The 19,790-nt window shown below is 62.5% G+C and carries 8 protein-coding genes; 4 read left to right on the top strand and 4 right to left on the bottom strand.

The features are described 5' to 3' along the window. Positions 1-79 precede the first annotated feature (79 nt). The 4 genes from AAEZ10_RS02225 (at position 80) to AAEZ10_RS02210 (ending at position 2,769) form a co-directional block, all read left to right on the top strand. A complete protein-coding gene (locus tag AAEZ10_RS02225; protein ID WP_073476721.1) occupies positions 80-1,759 on the top strand; it encodes an MFS transporter in 1,680 nt (559 codons plus the stop codon). Positions 1,760-1,866: 107 nt separating this feature from the next. Next, the gene (locus tag AAEZ10_RS02220) at positions 1,867-2,085 is read left to right on the top strand and encodes a hypothetical protein (protein ID WP_042606898.1); all 219 of its coding nucleotides are present in this window, start codon (positions 1,867-1,869) and stop codon (positions 2,083-2,085) included. Between the two features lie 230 nt (positions 2,086-2,315). Next, a complete protein-coding gene (gene relB, locus AAEZ10_RS02215) occupies positions 2,316-2,510 on the top strand; it encodes a type II toxin-antitoxin system RelB family antitoxin (protein ID WP_056789559.1) in 195 nt (64 codons plus the stop codon). Beyond that, positions 2,491-2,769 carry a type II toxin-antitoxin system RelE/ParE family toxin gene (locus tag AAEZ10_RS02210; protein WP_306106531.1) on the top strand — a complete coding sequence of 93 codons (279 nt, stop codon included), beginning with the start codon at positions 2,491-2,493 and terminating at the stop codon, positions 2,767-2,769. The genes relB and AAEZ10_RS02210 overlap by 20 nt, the downstream gene beginning before the upstream one ends. Before the next feature lie 56 nt (positions 2,770-2,825). Here the strand turns inward: AAEZ10_RS02210 and AAEZ10_RS02205 are convergent, their stop codons facing one another. From AAEZ10_RS02205 to gspE, 4 genes are all read right to left on the bottom strand, one after another. Then, positions 2,826-15,311 carry a filamentous hemagglutinin family protein gene (locus tag AAEZ10_RS02205; protein ID WP_350567372.1) on the bottom strand — a complete coding sequence of 4,162 codons (12,486 nt, stop codon included), beginning with the start codon at positions 15,309-15,311 and terminating at the stop codon, positions 2,826-2,828. A 174-nt stretch (positions 15,312-15,485) separates the two neighbouring features. Further along, positions 15,486-16,589, bottom strand: a complete 1,104-nt coding sequence (locus AAEZ10_RS02200) for a substrate-binding domain-containing protein (protein ID WP_076562612.1) — start codon at positions 16,587-16,589, stop codon at positions 15,486-15,488. Between the two features lie 437 nt (positions 16,590-17,026). Next, positions 17,027-18,235 carry a type II secretion system inner membrane protein GspF gene (gene gspF, locus AAEZ10_RS02195; RefSeq protein ID WP_122506769.1) on the bottom strand — a complete coding sequence of 403 codons (1,209 nt, stop codon included), beginning with the start codon at positions 18,233-18,235 and terminating at the stop codon, positions 17,027-17,029. Then, a complete protein-coding gene (gspE, locus tag AAEZ10_RS02190; protein ID WP_122698142.1) occupies positions 18,235-19,641 on the bottom strand; it encodes a type II secretion system ATPase GspE in 1,407 nt (468 codons plus the stop codon). The genes gspF and gspE overlap by 1 nt, the downstream gene beginning before the upstream one ends. Between the last annotated feature and the right edge of the window lie 149 nt (positions 19,642-19,790).

Here is a 19,790-nt window from a genome sequence, read left to right as displayed (position 1 = left end):
CAGATGCCAACGGGCCAGAGTGCGACAGGCAGTAACGGGGGACTCCGGCCTACAACAATAAGCACGACGGAGAACACCCATGGCCACAATCGACACAGCATCCACCGGCACGCCACCGCGCAGCGGCGGCATCACCAAGGAGGAGCGCAAGGTCATCTTCGCCTCCTCGCTGGGCACGGTTTTCGAGTGGTACGACTTTTACCTCTACGGCTCACTGGCGGCGATCATCGCCAAGCACTTCTTCGCCGGCGTCAACGAAACCACCGCGTTCATCTTTGCCCTGCTGGCCTTCGCCGCCGGGTTTGCGGTGCGGCCGTTCGGCGCCATCGTCTTCGGGCGCCTGGGTGACATGATCGGGCGCAAGCACACGTTTCTGATCACCATCGTGATCATGGGCGTGTCGACGGCAATCGTCGGTCTCCTGCCCGGCTACGCGACCATCGGCGTCGCCGCCCCGGTGATTCTGATCACCCTGCGTCTGCTGCAAGGCCTGGCGCTGGGCGGGGAATACGGCGGCGCGGCGACCTACGTGGCCGAGCACGCACCACGCAACCGCCGTGGCTTTTTCACTTCGTGGATTCAAACCACCGCCACCCTCGGTCTGTTCATGTCGCTGCTGGTGATTCTCGCCTGTCGCACCGCGCTGGGTAACGAGGCGTTCGAGGCGTGGGGCTGGCGGATTCCGTTTCTGCTGTCGATCATTCTGCTGGCCGTGTCGGTGTACATTCGCCTGCAACTGAGCGAGTCGCCGGTATTCCAGAAAATGAAGGATGAAGGCAAGGCCTCGAAAGCGCCGCTGACCGAATCCTTTGCACGCTGGGACAACCTCAAAGTGGTGATCATGTCGTTGCTGGGCGGCACCGCTGGGCAGGCGGTGGTCTGGTACACCGGGCAGTTCTATGCGCTGTTCTTCCTGTTGCAAACATTGAAGATCGACGCGCAGACCGCCAATCTGCTGATCGCCGGATCGCTGCTGATCGGCACACCGTTCTTCGTGATTTTCGGCAGCCTGTCCGATCGCATCGGGCGCAAACCGATCATCATGGCTGGCTGCATCCTGGCGGCGCTGACCTACTTCCCGATCTTTACTGCGCTGACCCAGTACGGCAATCCGGACGTGTTCGTCGCCCAGGAAAAAAATCCGGTCAAGGTCATCGCCAGTCCCGAGCAGTGCTCGTTCCAGTTCGATCCGGTGGGCAAGGCCAGATTCACCAGCTCCTGCGACCTGGCGAAAACCCTGCTGGCGAAACGCGCGATCCCGTACGAGAACGTCGCCGCAGAACCGAACACGGTGGCGCAGGTGCGCATCGGTGACCGCGTTGTCGAGAGCTTCGAAGGCAGCGCCCTCACCGCCGCCGACTTCAAGGCCCGCAACGACGCCTTCACCGCCAACCTCGGCGCGGCGTTGAAAGACGCCGGTTATCCGGAAAAAGCCGATCCGGCGAAAATCAATTACCCGATGATGCTGCTCCTGCTCACCGTGCTGGTGATCTACGTGACCATGGTTTATGGCCCGATCGCCGCGTGGCTGGTCGAACTGTTCCCGACGCGCATCCGCTACACCTCGATGTCGCTGCCCTACCACATCGGCAACGGCTGGTTCGGCGGCTTCCTGCCGACCGTGGCGTTCGCCATGGTCGCCGCTACTGGCGATATCTACTACGGTCTCTGGTACCCGATTGTCATTGCTGTGGCGACGGCGATACTCGGCACGTTCTTCCTGCCGGAAACCAAGGATCGCGACATTCTCAAGGACTGAAACAACCGCTGTGCCCTCTCCTGCGGGAGAGGGCACAGCCGCTGAAAAATTTCGAACGTCTGCCGCCGCGCTGTCTCCAATGTGTACACCCACAGGAGGCCAGCGCCATGAACCCCAACGACGACAAAACCCCCAACGCCCCGCCCACCGATGCCAGCGGCAAACCGGTGAATGTGGTCGAGCGCGATCTGCAGGACCGCGACGGCAAAACCGAAGGCGTAGACAAAGTCATCACGCCGTCTTCCACTCGGGTCAAAGAGCAGGAAGCTGAAGAGTTGCAGCGCAAGGTCGACGAGATTGAGCGCAAAGTGGCGGACGGTAACTGAGTGCGGCGTGGCTGTGGCCGCTGCTTTGAACGGCGGCTGTCAGCCCAATGACCAAAAGCTGAGTTCCTACAGAATTGAACTACACAGCTGATCGACTTCACGTGCATCACAAGCGAAGCGTCTGACAGATGCGCATCGTCTGTTTGCGGATGATGTCTCCCTCGTCCCGCCAGTGACGACAACGAGCCACATCCCCCTTAGACTGCTTCACATTGATCATGGAGGTCATGATGAGCGCTGAACTTTCACTTATCGTTTCAGACTTCGAAACCGAAGAAGAGGCTGCGGATTACGACCTTTGGTATCGCGCCAAGGTACAAGCCGCACTTGATGATCCACGTCCGCCTATCCCCCACGATGAGGCAATGGTGCTGCTAGGTCAGATGCTGGAAGAGAGACGCAAGAATCGACGCGCTGCCGGTTAGCTGGAGTAAACCGGCTCTTGGAGACCTGGCTGACATCATCGAATACGTAGAACAACGCAACACTGTCGCTTCAGTTGCACTGCACCAAAAGCTCAGCGCCGCAGCGCGAAGGCTTTCCTGGATACCCCATGGTTTCCGCTCCGGCCGAATACCGGGCACTCGCGAAATGGTCATTAACTCGAATTATTTACTGGTCTACCGGGTGACAGACCACATCAAAATTCTGACCGTGTTGCACGCCCGTAAAAAATATCCATAACCACTCATAAAAAAAGGCGGCCAACCGCCCGCCCAAACGTACTGCACGAGAGTCCTTTACAACGTCAGCTGCCCGCGCTCCTCCTCGGTCAGCTGCTGCTTCGCCTGTTCATCCAGCGCCCCGGCGCCAAGAACCTGCACCGGGCTGTCCGGGTTGTAACCGGTCGCCGGCGTGCGACTGGCACCATCGCGCGTTGGTGCCAGTTGCTCGTTGCCGAAACTGAGCACCTGCACAGTGAACACCGAGGCCTGGTTCTGCCGCGCCGCTGCCTGTTGCTGCCGGGCGACGTCTTCCGCCGCTTGCGTAGCGGAGGACGCCGCCGAACTGGCCGAGGTGATTGCGCCGGTATTCACCGCCGACACCACCGGCACGCCGGTCGCTTTGCCCTGCACCGAAATGTTCGCGGCGTTGACCACCGTCAGCGCGGCGATGTTGACGTTGCCTGACACGCGAATCCCCGCCTCGCCGGCATCGATGGTGCCCAGTGGCGCAATCAGGTCGATGTTGCCCGGTGCCACTTCGGCGATCGGATTGAGCGTGGCGATACCGGCCCCGGTACTCGGCACCGACGGCGACAGCGTGACGTTGCCCCAAGTGTCGTAGACACGTTTCGGCGGCGTGTAGACCACGGTGGTTTTCGAGCCGCGACCGGCGTTTATATCGCCCTCGGCGGACCAGCCGAGAATCGAGCCGCCGAACGTAGTCATGATCCGGCTCTGGCCTAGCAGAATGCTGCCTTGCGAGTACAACTGAATATCGCCCGAACCCTGAGTGATGATCCCCGCCGTCGACGGCGGCGCCGCGCCTTCGATGCCGAACACCTGACCACCGCCCGGTGTGAGCATCTGGATATCGCCGCCAAACAGCGTCTTGACCCCGGCGCCGCCGTACATCGTGATATCGCCGTCGTAGCGAATCAGATTGCCGGCGACATCAGTGGTCGGGAACAGTGCCGCAATGGCGTTGCGACCGCGCAGGTAACTGCCAGTGCGCGGGCCGTCGGCATCGGTGTATTCCAGGCCGCCGGCACGCAGTTCGGTGAAGTACACCTGGCGGGCGAAGATCGCCTGCTCGGTACTCGGCAGTGCGGCGAAGAACGCTTGCGCCTGTTCGTCGCCACCCTTGAAGCCATAACCCAGGCTCAGCCAGCTCTGCAGTTCTTCGACGTAGGTCTTGACCACTTTGCCCGGTTGCGCGCTCAGGGCCACCGCTGAATCCGCGACGTTTTGCGGGTTCAGATAACGCGCAATGAACCGTGAGTAATCCGGCCCCTGCGCGCCCGCACCCGCTTGCATCACGATGCTCGCACCGGGGCGCTGATCGCCTGCCACGACAGGACCGAGGCTGGTGATGCTGGCGCGATCTTCCATCAGGATATTGCGCCCGGCATTGACGTCCAGAACACCCGGGCCGGCAATGTCGAAGCTGCTGTAAAGAATGTCTCGCCCGGCCGAAATCCGCGAAATGTCGCGCGCATCGTTATGCACGAACAGATTGCCGGTAGACGCGATCTGTTCGTTATTGCGACCCATGCCCCCAACGGGCGCAAACGTGGGTTGCCCCAAATTGGTACCGGACGCCACGATGTCACGCCCCGCCACCATCCACACCGGGCCTGCCGATTCATACCAGGTGCGCTTCGTGGTCGCGAACGCCAGCGTTTCGCCCGTGCGAATTCCTACCAGGTCACCGGTCAGTGCATAGAAGCGCGCCGGCCCCTGAACACTGCTCAACCCCGAGTAGCTATCGGGACCAAAGGCAAACAGTGGATAGCGCGAATTGGTTTGCGCCAGCACACCATCGCTGCCGGCGTTGGTCGTGATCGGCCGAGCGGACTGGTTGTTGCCGTAGCCATTGAACGCGGGTGCAAACGGTGTGGCGAGCGCCGCTGGGCTGGACCCTGACTGGTTGATGGCGTAGCCGCCGGCATAGATCGAATCCCCAGCGATCAGTTCAAGCTGCCCCGCGCTGGAAGGTGCCAACAGCAATGACCAGGCCAGAGCCGGCGCCGGGTTGCCTATGCCGTAGGCCGCTGATGGTCCCGCATAAATCGAGCCCTGGCCGGCCACGGCACGCAATATCGAAGGAAAGACGAAGCGGTCATCGGTCGGTGACCCGTTAAGCCCGGCGACGGGGTCCTGCCCGGTGGTTTCCATCAACTGGGTGCTGGGCGTCAGGTTGCCGCCGGCCGAGAACAAATCGATGGCCGTGTGATCGGTCCACAGCGAGAAACCACTCAAACCGCCACCGGCATGGTAAATGCCATCCGCCGTGGTAAACGGTGTGGAGTTCTGCAACCTCACGCGGCCCGGATCGGCGGCGCCACCCAACACCAGATCGCCGCGGGTGTTGAGGCGCATGCCGGAGTCACCGGGAATCAGCACCAGCCCACCACTGGCATTACTGGCCGTCGAGTTGAACGGGTCGAAGGCGCGCGTTTCCCGTGGGTCATGAAACAGCGCCGAGGCGCCGTACTGCAGATTGATACCGCCCAACGCGGCGCCCGTCAGTTGCGCCGCACCGCGCAGGTTGATGAGCGCGCCCTGCAAGTCGTGCGTCGGCGTGCCGGTACCCGCCAGGCCGGCACGTGCCTGCAGAGACGGATTAAGGACACCGCCCAGACGAATATCCAGGTCTCCGCCACCGGTCAGTTGCAGCTTCCCGTCACTGCCCACGCGGCCCGTACTGCCGACAGCCACGATCAACCCCTGACTGCGAGGGTACGACGCATACCTGTCGTCGCCCATGGTCTTGAGCATGCCAGCATCCCCGCCGGCGCTCAGACTGATGTTGCCGCCGCCCAGCGTACCGAACCCGGTAAAGCCCACCAGATAAGGTCTGGTTTCCTCGCCCAGCGCTGGCAATGGCTGCGCAGCGTAGCTGCCGAAATTGATCCACCAGGCAGTCGGTACATCGTTGTTGCCGGTGCCCTGGCGCCAGAGCCAATTGCCCACCGCCACACTCGGCACCTGCTCCCGCGTACCGTCGCCCGTGGCGACCGAGCGACGGCCAAGCACGTCACCCGACACAGACCCACCGGCATTGATCGTCAGGTTACCGCCCATCTGCGGATACCAGGCCTGATAGAGGCTGGCAGTGCCGCCATCGACCCATTTTTCGTAATCGCTGCCAGCGCTGCCCAATACCGAGCCATCAGCCGACAGCCTTCCGCGGGGCTGGTTATAACGCGCATCGACGTCTGCCGATTGGGTGCCGGCGGTGTAGACGCCGAAAGGTGAAGCCATGCTGAGGTTACCGGCCGCCATCAAGTCCAGGTCGCCGGTGCCAGTACGCAAAACGCTGAACATCTGCGTGTGGGCCCGGGCGCTCTTGCTCGGATTGTTTTCAATGCACAGTGCCGGGTCGATGGAGCACCAGAACAATTCGTCATCGTTCATCGGTGTGTAATCCGGCATGCCCATCCAGTTGCCAGGCGCCCACACACTGCGCGCCATGGGCGCGCAAGAACCGGGAGCGATATCACAGAGCACAAGGTATTCCTCGGGAACCGGTTCGTACGGTGTAAAGCCATACTCGTTATCCACCGCCCAGACCAGTTTGCCGGCCACCTCAATCATGCTCACACCATAGTGAGTGTCGGCCATCTGCAAGTTGCCAACGCTGGCCTGAGGTTTCACGCTACGGCTGTCGGCCGCGGTCAGATCGGCCCCTGCCACCATGCGCATTGACCACGACGCACTGCCCGCCGGCAGCATGCTGGCGATCGCCCAGTTTCGACCTTGCTGGTTGCCATTGGCAGGACGCAGGTCGAGCAATACCGTGCCATCGGCGAGCTTCACGTTGGTCATGGAGGGGATCAGCGAACCCCGCAACAGCGCCAACGTTCCGTTCAACACAACACCCACCGTTTTATTGTCGGCATCAACCGCACCCGGCAGCGGCACGCCTTTGGGCCAGAGCAGGGCCTGCAGTGCGGTGGCGTTGTTCAAGCGAATACCTGCACCCAAACGACTGCCGGTCGGCAGGGTCACAGCGTTGTCGAGCAACGTACCGGCGGCATACATCAGGTTACCCGCCGCGTCATGCACATCGCCGGCCAGCACCGTTCCACCCTGTAACACGTAAGGTGCGGCCAAAGTGCTCTGAACCGGCAACACCGTGCCCGCAGCCAGTGTGGCGGCTTGAATCGGCAGGTCGTAATTCAAGGTGGCGCCAACCGGAAAGAGCGTCCCTTCGGCAAGGCTGACACCACTGCCCGGTACGATCAGGTCACCGCCGAAAGGCTGTATCCCCGGCAACAGTTTCCAGCCAGCGTCGTCCACGGTTTCCGGCGGCGGTGCGAAACCGTCGTTGATGCTGCCGTAGATATCGAGGTTGCCACCGGCACGGATCAACAGGCTGCCCGCTTCTCCGCTGCCATACACCGAGGTCCGGCGAGTGTGCGGGTTGAGGCTGGCGTAACGGTAGCCGGACAAGTCGAGATCGCCCTGCACCACCAGATCGCCGTCAGCGGTTTTGCTGACGATTTCCACCCCCGGGCGCAGATGAAACGCATCGGCATAGGTCGCATTGTTGAGGCCGGCCAGTTTGCGTTGAAGCAGATCACTGTTACCCAGCGCCGCATCGATAAAGCCACTGCTGTCTGAGTGAATGCGATCCAGGTAGGCTTGATCGATTACTTGATACGGGCGACCGCTGGCCGCCGGATCGGTGCCATCGGCAGCATCACTGTAACTTCGCACGGCATTCAGCCCGATGGAGCGGGCACCTTGGATACTCAACGTACCGCTGGCATCCACCGCAATGTCACCGCCGCCCAGGCGCGGTGCATTCAGCTCCAGCGTCCCACGCGACACGTCATCGCGTTGTCCCGCCTGGTTTCCAGGCACTGCATCGGTGCCGTGACGCAGATCAATCCGTGCACCAGCGGCCAGCGTCAGCACGCCGTCACCTGAATTGAGTTCAACCATGGCGCGGTTCGGTGCGTCGATGATTTTGCCGTAGCTGTCGACGCGCAGTACGCGGCCATGGGCATCGAGCAGCGCGTTGCCCGTCAGGTTCAAACCGTTTTTGCCGGCAAGGCGAATGCTGCCGACCCGTTCACCACTGGCATCGATCACCCCGTCCACGGTCAGGTTGCCGTTGTCCACCGAGACATTGACTTCGCCCGCTTTGAGTTCGTTACCGATACGCAGATCGCCCTGCTTGAACTGGAAGCTTCGACTGCCTACTACCCCGCCGGCATTCAAGCGCAGGTTAAGGCTGGCAAAGGCCTGGCTCAAATCACCCGCCAGGCGCTGGGCGCGAATGTCCACGCCACCGGCCTTGTACGGCACCCACGTACCGCCCGCGTCGTAATAGCCACCGCTGCTGCCGACAATCTGCCCTTGCAGATCAACCTGTCCAGCGTCAGTGGCCAGGGCCACAACGTTCAATTGCCCGGCCTGATTGTTGACGGCGGACAGATCGATTCGCGAGCCCGCCGACTGACGAATATTGCCGTTGTTGCTCTGCAACGACACGTCCCCGCCCCAGCTGTATTTCTGCACATCATTGAACGGCAGAACCCGGCCCGCCATGTCCACCTGCGCGCCGCTGCCAAGCAGCAGATCATCCTCGGCATTGACCAGCAGCTTGCCGCTGGCGAGGACGATGCGACTGTCGAGCACAACACTGCGTGCCGTCAGGCTCAGTTGCGCACCGAGGGCATCCGCGGCAGCCGTTGTGGCGCTACCACTCAGAGTCAGGTTGTTGCCCGCCTTGAGTTCACTGACCGAGGCGGCCTCGCCGGTCAGCAATGGCGTGCGCAGATTGAGATTGCCGCCGCTGTAGCTGAACCCCTTGACCGCGTCATAAGCTCCTTGGGATTCGTACACCGCCAGACTGCCCTTGTGGTTGGCGGTGATGCGCTCGCTGGCGTTGAAGTTGACGTTGGCAAACCCCAGGGCCAGTCGGTTATTGCGATCAAGGCCATTGGGCTGCGGGTTCGGGCCGTAACCCAATTCGATCCGCTGCGCCTGAATATCCAGCGTGCCGTGCCCGTTGCCGGCGCCGTCGTTGACCACCGTACCCGGGGCCTGAGTCGCCCCGTTCCAGATCAGATTGCGGGTGCGGATCGTCGCGACATCGGTGGCAGCGCCCGAGCCGTAGATGGCCGGGCTACCCAACACCAGATTCTGCAAACGGCTCTGGCCGGTCTGCGGATCAATGGTGTCGAGGGTCACGCTGCCGAAAAAGTTGAACGCATCGCGGGCCACCAGACTCAGGGTTTCCAGGGCGGGGGCGCCAGATTGCGTGTCGCCCCGCAACAGGCGATCCAGCACGTTCTGGTTAAGCGTCAGGCCCGCGGGTGTGCGGCCGCTGGCTGCGGCCAGTGCTTGCGGACTACCGGCATTGACCACACCGACCGAAAGCCCGAGTTGACGAGTGCCAAAGCGCACGCTTTCGCCCAGTTCGAAGTCTTTGTCAGTGGCGGCGATGATGCTGCCGTTGGAGTACAGCAACGCCGCAGCGGTGCAATCGGCCGTCGGACAGTTGCCGATACGAATGCTCCCGCCCCCGCCTTCGGTGGGCGCAAGCACCGGCGTCCAGCCATTGGACACCACCAGCAGGCTGGAGCGCCCCGGTTCGTAGACGAAACCGGCTGCGGCATCATACGGGACGTTACCTCGCCCCAAGGTATTGACGCCCGCTCCCGCATCGATGGTGATGCCGCCATTGGCGCTGTTACTGCTCAGCACGACCTCTGGCGCCGAGAGGATCGCGCCCTCGCGCAGACGAATCGCCGAGGTATTGCCGATCACCTTGATCGAGCCGCCCTCCGAACCGTAATACACGGTTGGGGTGCCGCCGATGGTCAAACGTCCGGCATTCAAGCGGTTGAGGGTGTCGGCGTACAGCGATACACCGTCGAACCCTGGCGTTCGCGTATTCCCGGCACCGAGAATTTCAAACTCTGCACCGGTATAACCGCCCTGAACGACCGCCGTACCAATGACCCCGCCGCTGGCAGGTTTGAACAGCACCTGCCCGTTGAAATCCAGGGCTGAGTCGTGCTCGCCGCCACTGACCATGCGCAGGTGCAGCGTGTTGCCGTCCAGCGGCGTGCGGGCGCGCGGCAGACCGCGGCGGGCAGCATCGTTGAGCACAAATTGGCTGAACCCGGTTTCGTTGTACTTTGAATAGCGCCGCAGCACATCGGCAGACGTCACGATGACCTGGCTGGGCAAACTGTCGCGAATACCGGTGTTGGCAATCGACAGCTGTCCGGCCGTGGTCCACGAGCCATTGCGCAATTTCAACGCACTGTCCATCGGTCCCGCAATCGCTTGACCATTGATTTCGACCCGGAAGGCGCCCGGTAACAAGGCAAAGGTCGATGGCAACAAGGTGTAGGTGCCGGGTGCCAGTCCGGCAACGCCGGTCCCGAGGGTGATCTGCTGGCCGATACGCGGGTCGACCGCGCCGGCCTCGGCCAGCATCGGCGCATAGCGGCTCTGGTCACCGGCCACGATTGCATACACGGGGTTATTGGCCAGCCCCGGCAAACTGAAGGTGCCATCGGTGGCATTGCGTACCAGCGGATTGAAACGCGCATCGGTGGAGCCACCTCGCCCGGAGACAAAACCGGCACCGCGCAAATCGCCGCCGCCCGAAAGGTCGATCACCGCCCCGGCCTGCACATTGGTGTATTGCGCATCAAGGATGACCCCGGAGGTCGCTCCGGCAATGCCATTCAACATCACCGACTTACCGTTGTACCGATAGTCGATACCGTCGGTGGTTCCTCCATAGGGCATGACCAGTCCGGCGGCGCTGACTGAAGTCACGCTGCCCGGCAGAAGGTGAAGTTCACGGGTTTTGACAATGACGTCATCACCCAGGGATATCAGCCCCAAAGGCGCACGAATGACGCCGCCCTGCTCGATCTGTCCCGCACTGAGTGTCAGGCTGCCTAACACCGAGTAAGGCAAAGCGGTCGGCGCCGCCCCGTGATTGCCGATACGCAACGTATGCTCCGGCACCGATCCGGCCATACTCTGATAGCCCACTCGCACCTCAGCCGAGACGCCACTGGCCGGGTAGATCTGCGCAGCCCGCATGTGCATGTCACCCGCAGTCCACAGACGGCTGCGCTGCTGTTCATCGGTTGGCGCGAGGAAGCGCAAGTCGCCCTGGCTGTCGAGCGTGACCAGACCAAAGCCACGGCGGCTGACCGCCAGCGCCGGTGCGGCCGATTGCACAAGAGTCCCTTCGGTGCCGAATGAAAGCGAGTTGCCCACGTCCAGCAGGTTCGCGCTGGCGGTGAATTGCGCGCCGGACAACTGCGCTGTCGGATTGCTCATCACCCGCGGACGCACTTTGACTTCCGAGCTCAAATAGGTGCCAAGCCCTGACAGGCGCAGGTAAGGTGCGCTGAGGTTGACCCGGGCGCTGTCACTCGCCGACTCGGCCAATGAAAGAGAACCGGCGAACAGACTCAGGCCCTGTCCCATGTGCAGGTCGACATCGCCGTCGAACGTCATCAGACCGTTGCTCAGCAGACTCACGCTGTCGAAGCCACCGCTCATCAGCTGATCGGCACTCAAGCGTGTACGCCCGTAGCGTAAAAGTGGCGAAGCCTCGCCCGCTCGCAGCGGCTGCGGCAGTGCCGGCGCGGGCCCTTGGGCAATGATCATTTCACGTGGCACGCGCACCGCATTGCTCAAGTTCGCGGGACCGTACGCCGGTGTATCCAGAGCGATCTCCAGACGCCCGCCTGCCGCACCTGCACCGCCAGCACTGGCCTGCAGACTGCCCTCGATGAACAGACCATTGTAGGAACTCAGGGTGATCCGTCCGCCATCGGTGGCCACACGAGCGGGGCCTTGCCCACCGCTATCGAGCACGGCTTGCGCACCGGACGCTTCCAGTCGCGCACCTTGGCGGATGATGACGTAAGCATCGGCAGCGGTCGCCGTGATTTTCTTCACATCAATCTCGCCACCGACAATGATCGAGCCACCCTTGCCAACCTGGCCGTAGACGCGGCCCAGCGCATCGACAGCGGTCGCTGCCCGACCGGCGACATCGATCAAGGCATGTTCACCGATCCAGATCGAACGGTTGTGCGGGGTCGGATCGGCCTCTTGCAAGGACGTCGCCACATCAATCGCGCCGAACTGCTGTTGACGGATATCGACAATACCGCCCCAGGCGTTGAGTTCACCATCAAGCGTGATCTGGCCTGCCCCGCGCAAACCGATGCGCTGGCCGGGATCGACACTGATCCGTGAGCCTTCGCCAATCGACAACGGACTGCTGGCGGGATCAATCAAGCCAACAAGCGTCGCGCCGGCCTGCAATGCGACAGAAGCGCCGGCCCTTTGCGTCAAGACGCCCTTGAGCGGGTCTTCCTGGAATAGCGCGGGCGTCCATAGCTCCAGCGCAGCGCGCGGCGACATACCGGACACAATGGTCGAGGCGGATTCGCCAAATCGATAGACCGGCATCTGCACATCGATCGCGCTTTGCGCAGCGACCTCCAGCCCCTTCAGACCGATGATGTTGTAGGCGCTGAACCCTGTGCGGAACAGCTCCGGCGTCAGGCGCAAGGTCTGTTCTTCGGCCACTTCGCCGGAAGCGCCGATCCGCACCTTGCTGGCCTGCACGGTCAAGGTGCCGCCGCCGTTCACGCCATAGCCCTGCACCTCGCCACCGAGCACCATGCGCGACAGGCCCGGCGCACTGTTGGCGCTGGATTCAAGCGTCACGTCGCCACCCTTGCCGCCACGCGTCTTGCCGTTGGCCAATACCGCGCCGCCCGACGAAACATCGACCAGACTGCCACTGGCCAGCAGAATGTCGCCGGTACTGCGGATCGACACCGTCCCGCCATTGAGGTACGCCAGGCCGCCCGCGTCGTCCGGGTTACTCGACAGGTTGCTCCACAGACCGCGTGTCTGCAGCTGCACACCCTGCGCAACCGTCACTCGCGCTTGCTTGCCTGCTGAAACCTGGAGACTGGTGTCATCACGCCGATCGGTGGCGAGCTGGTTCAAAACGTTGCCCAATTGCAGGCTGCCGCCTTGCGCAATCAGATCGGCATTGACCTGCACGTCAGGGCTGAACAGGGTGATGTTGCCACCGTGATCCACCGTCACGCCTTCATTGACTCCAATCGTGTTTTTCGCCGAAATCTTCAGCGCGCCCAGCGCGAAACCATTGAGCAGCCCGGCATCGAGGAACAGTTTGCCTGCGCGTTCTGCCGCGACCGCGTCGGTCAGCCCTGCGTTCGCTACGCTGGCATGCGCGCCCCCCACTTGCACCTGATCGAGCAACGGGTCGAGTTGATAGAGCAGGCCGGCACTGGCAGCGACATAAGCAGCATCGTAACTGCCAACCACCAACTGCCCTCGCCGCGCCCGGGCGGTCTGGGTCTGGGCATAGCCGTCCAGACTTGCCCGCGGTGCCTGGATTTGCCGTTCGCCCTGAAACACCTCACCCAACAGCTGGCCTTCCAGCACGGCGTTGCCCGTGGCGATCACCAACTGGCCGGCATCCCGGCCAACGGTGTAACCCGCTTCCTGACGACGCGTCGGCGCGATCAGCGGGCTATAGAAATAATCCGTCTGGCCCCAGCGCTCGCTGTGACTTTCGTAACCTTTGTAAAGACCGTTGTAGAGAATATCGCCCGGCGCACGCGACACTTCGTATAACCGCCCGTCCGCACCGCGCAGCCAGCTCTGGCGAATCTCGCCGCCCTGCACATCAAGCGTGCCGCCGGACACATTGATCAGCGAACCTTTTTCGCTGATCACGTCCTTTCCGGAAAACCGCACCTCACCGCCCTGCGCCATCCATTCACCAACGCCATGGCCCTGAGTGCCGAGGTATCCGCCGACCTCCAACAACCCACCGGCGGTGTACCAGCGGTCGGTGGCGTAACCGTTGGTGCCCGCCGGCACGAATACCAGCTCACGGACATCGACCCAGATGTCGTTACTGTTGAGCGCGCCGTTCTCGCGATTGACCGGCGCATCACGCTGCTCGTTGCCCTGGACGTTGATCTTGATGTTGTTGTTTGCCATCGCCACTTTGACGCCGAGGGCGCCGGACACGTCGATCACCGCCCCCTCGCGCAATAGACTGCGCTGTCCGGCGGCAACTGCCACCTGCCCACCGGTGGCAAGGGTGATCGAGCCGCTTTTGAATTCGACGGTGCCGCCGCTGCCGATGTCGATGCGTGACTGATCGCTGCGGATCCGGTTGTTGGCATTGACGCCGGTCAGCGACGCATCGCGCTGGCTGTCCAGGGCGGTGAGATCACTGCTGTCGAGCAGAATCGCACTGACACCATTTTCGCCCAGGGTCACACGGCCTTGGGCATCGCTGGCCGGATTGAGCAAATGCACGGTGCCGCGCGTCGCCACCGAAGTGCTCGCCAGCAGCACACCGTTTTGCCCAACGTCGCGGCCGGTCAGGGTGATGTCGCCGGTGGATGCCTGGATCAGGCCGGTGTTGCTGACTTTGCCCGAGCTGTCAGCCTTGAAACCGGGAATGACCTCACTGCCGAAGGTGGTTGAATAACCATTACCGTCGGTGCCCGAGCCCTTGCGGATATAGAAACGGTCGCCCGCACCCAGCACCGTCTGACCTTTGGCCGTACTGATCGAGCCGTCGTTCTGCACGTCCTGGCCGAGCAGCAAGGTATAGCCGCCGGCGTCGGTGGAGAGCGCAGGTTGATGCGTTTGTATGGCTGCGCCACGCTCCACCAGGACTTTGCCAGCAGCGTCGGTGAAGGTTGGCTGACTGCCGGTGCTGTCGAAATACAGACCCCGATCGCGAAATTGTGCATCGGTCATGTTCGCGGCTGCCGCTACCAGATTTCGCACATTGACCTGGCTGCCACCGCTGAAGACGATGCCGTTGCGGTTGATCAGCATCACCGTGCCGTCCGCTTTGATCTGCCCCTGGATCTGGCTGGCCCGTGCGCTCGGATCGTTGACGCGATTGAGCACCGCCCAGTTGGCCTGCTGGGCAAATTCCACTGTGGTATTGCGGCCGACGTTGAACGTTTCCCAATTGAGAATCGCCTTGTCGGCGGTCTGCTCGATCTTCACCGTGGTCTTGCCGTCGGCCTGGGTTTGTTGCGGGCCTTTGGCGTTCATCCAGCCCTGGCTCAAGCTGTTATCGATCTTCAGGCCACCCTCGCCCAATCCGTCCGGAACCACTTGCACACTGCCCAATGCGGCGGCACGTCCAGCGGCTTGTGCGGCCTGCTGAGCGGCAATCGCTGCCACGGTGTTATTGAGTGTTTGCAAAGAGCGCTGCAACTGCTGGCTGGCCCGTTGCTGCTGTGCCAGCGGTGGGGTCATCCCCGGCAGACCGCTCCCACCCGGACGCGACGCCGAAGCCTGCTGCGCCGCGCCCTTCGCGGCAAACCAGGTGGAACTGAACGCGGTCGCCGCCTCGGCACTGCCCGCCACCAGACACAAGGCGACGGCTTGCGCCAATGGCTTGAGCAGCCACTGTGCGGGATCGCCCGCGCCACGTTTGATCGGCCGGATACGGTTACTGTGACGGGAGGTGCGAGCAAGCATCACTACAGGTCCTTTTGGGTGGCAGGTCGGATCAGCCCTGCTGTTACGACATAGGCAGTTGGCGAGCCTCACGACCGAACGGATGTCACACAAACTTCATGATCAAGGAGTAAATCGGCAAAAAAAAACAGCAGCCCGAAGGCTGCTGCCGTTTCATTGCAGTTGAGACAAGGCTTACAAAGGACGACCAATGCCGTTGCAGGCGTTGGCGTTGTTGATGTCCAGGTTATTGCCCGAGGTGTTGGTGATGAAGTTGGCGGTCACAGCGGTTTTCCAGTTGTTGGGAACCGGCGTGAAGCTGTGGGCGACGGTGGCGACGTTGTTGCCCGGGTTGCTGTAGTGGGTGGTCAGGAAGTTGCGCACGGCGGTGGCCACGGCTGCATCTTTGTAGCACTGGCCGAAGATGAAGTTGGTGTAAGCCACAATCGGGTAACCGCTTGCCGGGTTAGGCACGACCGGGGCCCAGCCAGCCGGGTTGGCAGGTGCGCTTGGCACCGGTGCAGTGCTCAGCGCCAGCGTCACGTTAGCGTTGGTTGGCTGGACGCCATTGACGCGGGCAACCACAGCGTTGCTGGTGGCGTTCACGCCGTCCGGACCCACATAGCCGATCGAACCGTCCACGGCGTTCACCGCAGTGGCCACATCTGCGGTGTTGGCTACGCCGACCCAAGTCGATGGCAGCGCGGAACCGGCCGGCAGACGAGCGTTGGTGAAGGTGGAGTTGACGGCGAATTTGCCTGGGCAAACGGCGTTCAGGTGGCGACTGAGGATTTCAGTGGTGCCACTGGACACGCTGCGGTAAACCACACGGATCGGCGTGCTGTCGGCGTTACCCAGCAGAGCGCCCCAAGTGGTGGCGGTGCCCGACAGCGCATCGCACAGTTGAGCGCTGGTCAGGTTAAGCGCGGTCTGACCGGATTTTTTGTACGGAATGGCAACCGAAGTGGCCACCGATGGCAGCTGGATCAGCGGGCCGTACGAAGCACCGAAGTTGGTGGTGTAGGTGCTCAGTTCCGCAGCGCTGAGGATCGAGTCGCTAGCGGCGAAATGCACAGTACCGGTGGTGCTGAACTGGGCGGCGTTGTTGGTCAGGAAAGCGCTTTTGCCGATGCCGCTACCGGTCACGGCGTAGCTGAAGTTGGCAGGCAGGATGCTGTTGGCAGAACCTTTGTATAGCGCGGCAGGCAGCGAGGCGCCACCACCGGTTACGGCCATGGCCTGGGCGGAAGCCAGAGCGGCGACGGTCAGTGAGGCGGCGATCAGAGTGCGCTTGAACATGAAGAATCTCCTTTTCAACTTGGTTTGGAACACAGGTTTCGGAAGGCTTGCATGACACCGGGAGGGTCCACCGCAGTGGAGCCGCAGGGAGAAATTCGCAGCTTCCGGTGACAGATAAAGGAAAAAACCTCGGGAGCTGCGCGGGGATTTTTGTGGGGATTTCTCGGGTGTTTGCGGGATGTGGCGGCATGTCTGGATCGGGGGTTTGGCTGAATCGGGCTAGAGCCGTTGGCGGGTGGTTGCAGATGACAGAATGGAGAACCCGAGGATGATGGGATCGGGACTCGGGTGAGGGTCAGGCCGGTGCAAAATATTTGAGTTTTGTGTTGTCGGGACTGGCGCTTTCGCGAGCAGGCTCGCTCCCACGGTTGAAATGCGTTCCCCTGTGGGAGCGAGCCTGCTCGCGAAGAGGCCGGCCCGGCCAACATCAAATTTGGCTACTGCACCAACTGGTTGATCTCAATAATCGGCAACAACACCGCCATCACAATCACCAGCACCACCCCGCCCATCACCACAATCATCAGCGGCTCCAGCAACGCGGTCATGCCCATCGCCCGTCGTTCAATGTCCCGGGAAAGCGTCTGCGCCGCACGCTCGAGCATCGGTGGCAGTGAGCCGGTTTTCTCGCCGCTGGCGATCAGGTGAATCAGCACCGGCGGGAAGACATTCTCCACCCGCAACGCGGCGGCGAGGTTGACGCCTTCGCGCACTTTCGCCGTGGCCTCGCTGACGCTCAGGCTCAAGCGGTCGTTGGACAAGGTCTGCCGCGCCGCTTCCAGCGCACGCAATAACGGCACGCCGGCACCGCCGAGAATTGCCAGCGTGGAGGCGAAGCGCGCGGTGTTCAGGCCGAGAATGAAACGCCCGAACAGCGGCAATTTCAGCACCCGGTGATGCCAGCTCAACCGCGCCGCCGGATTGCGCAAATAAAGACGCCAGCTCCAGAACGCCCCGGCCATCAGCGCCGCACACAACCAGCCCCACGCGCGAATGAAATCACTGGCGGTGAGCATCGCCAGCGTCAGCCCCGGCAAATCCTGCCGCGCTTGAGAGAACGCGCTGACCACCTGCGGCACCACGTAACTGAGCAGGAAAATCACAATGCCGATCGACACCAGCCCGACCACGCCCGGATAGATGAACGCGGTGAGAATCTTGCCGCGCAGGTTGTTGCGTTCCTCGATGTAATCGGCCAGCCGTTCCATCACCTGCGCCAGATCGCCGGACTCTTCGCCAGCGGCAATCAGCGCGCGGTAAATCTCGGGAAAATCCCGTGGCCGCGACGCCAGCGATTCCGCCAGACGCATGCCGCTGCGTACATCGGCGCGCACGGCGCTGAGGGTCTGGGCGATGTGCTTTTTCTCGGCCTGCTCGACTGTGGCGCTCAGTGCGGCTTCCAATGGCAGACTGGCACCGAGCAGGCTCGCCAGTTGCCGCGTGGCCCAGGCGAGGTCGTTGTCGGAGAGTCTGGCGCTGAACAAACCGCCGCCGTGTCGGGCGACGTTGCTTTCCTCGTGCACCGACAGCGCTGTCAGGCCACGTCCGCGCAAGGCACTGAACGCTGCGCTCTGGCTGTCGGCCTCAAGGTGCCCGAACTCGATTTTCCCGGTGGCATCCGCCGCTTCAAAGCGATAGCGATTCATCAGGCGTCCCGTGTCACACGAAGGATTTCTTCCGGCGCGGTGGCACCGCTGCGAATCCAGCGCTCACCGTCCTCACGCAGGCTGAACATCCCCGCTTTCGACGCCGCCGCGCGCAAGGCCTGCTCCCCTGCCCCTTGGTGGATCAGCGTGCGGATATCGTCGTCGATGCAGAACAATTCGTGGATGCCGGTGCGGCCGCTGTAACCGGTGTGATTGCACGCCGCGCAACCGACCGGGCGCCAGGTGCCGGGCGTGGCCGGGTCTTCCTGTTTGCATTGATTGCACAGGCGCCGCACCAGACGTTGCGCGAGGACGCCGAGCATGGATGACGCGAGCAAGAACGGCTCAACGCCCATATCGATCAGGCGATTGACCGCCGACACCGCGTCGTTGGTGTGCAGCGTCGCCAGCACCAAGTGCCCGGTGAGCGAGGCCTGCACGGCGATTTGCGCGGTCTCGAGATCGCGGATCTCACCGATCATGATGATGTCCGGGTCCTGCCGCAGAATCGCCCGCAGCGCGAGGGCAAAGGTCATGTCGATCTTGGCGTTGACCTGAATCTGGCTGATCCCCGGCAAATCGTATTCCACCGGATCTTCCACGGTGAGGATGTTGCTGGTGCTCGCATCCAGCCGCGCCAGCGCCGCATAGAGGCTGGTGGTCTTGCCGCTGCCGGTCGGCCCGGTGACCAGGACGATGCCGTGGGGCTGGCGGATCAGGTGGTCGAGCTTTGCCAATACCTGCGCATCCATGCCCAAGGTTTCCAGATGCAAGCGCCCGGCCTGTTTGTCGAGCAGGCGCATCACCACCCGTTCGCCGTGGCCAGTGGGCACCGTCGACACACGAATATCGATCGGCCGCCCCGCTACGCGCAAAGCGATTCGGCCATCCTGCGGCAAGCGTTTTTCGGCGATGTCGAGCTGGGCCATGATCTTGATCCGCGACACCAGCGCACCGTGCAACGCCTTGCGCGGCGATACCACATCGCGCAGGGTGCCGTCGACGCGGTAGCGCACCACCGAATGGGTTTCGAACGGCTCGATGTGAATGTCGCTGGCTTCATCGCGCGCGGCCTGCGTGAGCAAGGCGTTGATCATGCGAATCACCGGCGCTCCATCCTGGGTGTCGAGCAGGTCGGTGATTTCCGGCATGTCCTGCATCAGCCGATCGAGATCGACCTCGTTTTCCGCCGCACCCACCACCGCCGCCGCACTGCCGGTATCGGCGTAAGCGCTGGCGAGCAAACCGTCGAGCTCGTCATCGCGCACCCGCTCAACCTGCGTCGCACCGAACTGCCGACGCACTTCGCTGATCGACCAGCCGGGCGTCGATGGGCACACCGTCAGCACGCCATCGCGCAAAAGAATGCGCTGCGCCTTGGCCCAGGCGTAAGGCAATGCACTCATCGTCCATCCTCCCCGCAATTCGCCATAGCAATGCGATCCCCTGTGGCAATGCGATCCTCTGGCGCAATGAGATCCCTTGTGGCAATGAGACCCCTTGTGGCGAGGGGATTTATCCCCGTTGGGCTGCGAAGCAGACCCAAACCTTGAGA

It is taken from the genome of Pseudomonas sp. H26/SER47-MNA-CIBAN-0231 (genome assembly GCF_040310465.1).
In the GTDB taxonomy this organism is placed as follows: Bacteria; Pseudomonadota; Gammaproteobacteria; order Pseudomonadales; family Pseudomonadaceae; genus Aquipseudomonas; species Aquipseudomonas atacamensis.
The sequence above is the reverse complement of the archived record's forward strand: the minus strand, read 5'-3'. Positions and strand labels throughout refer to the sequence as shown.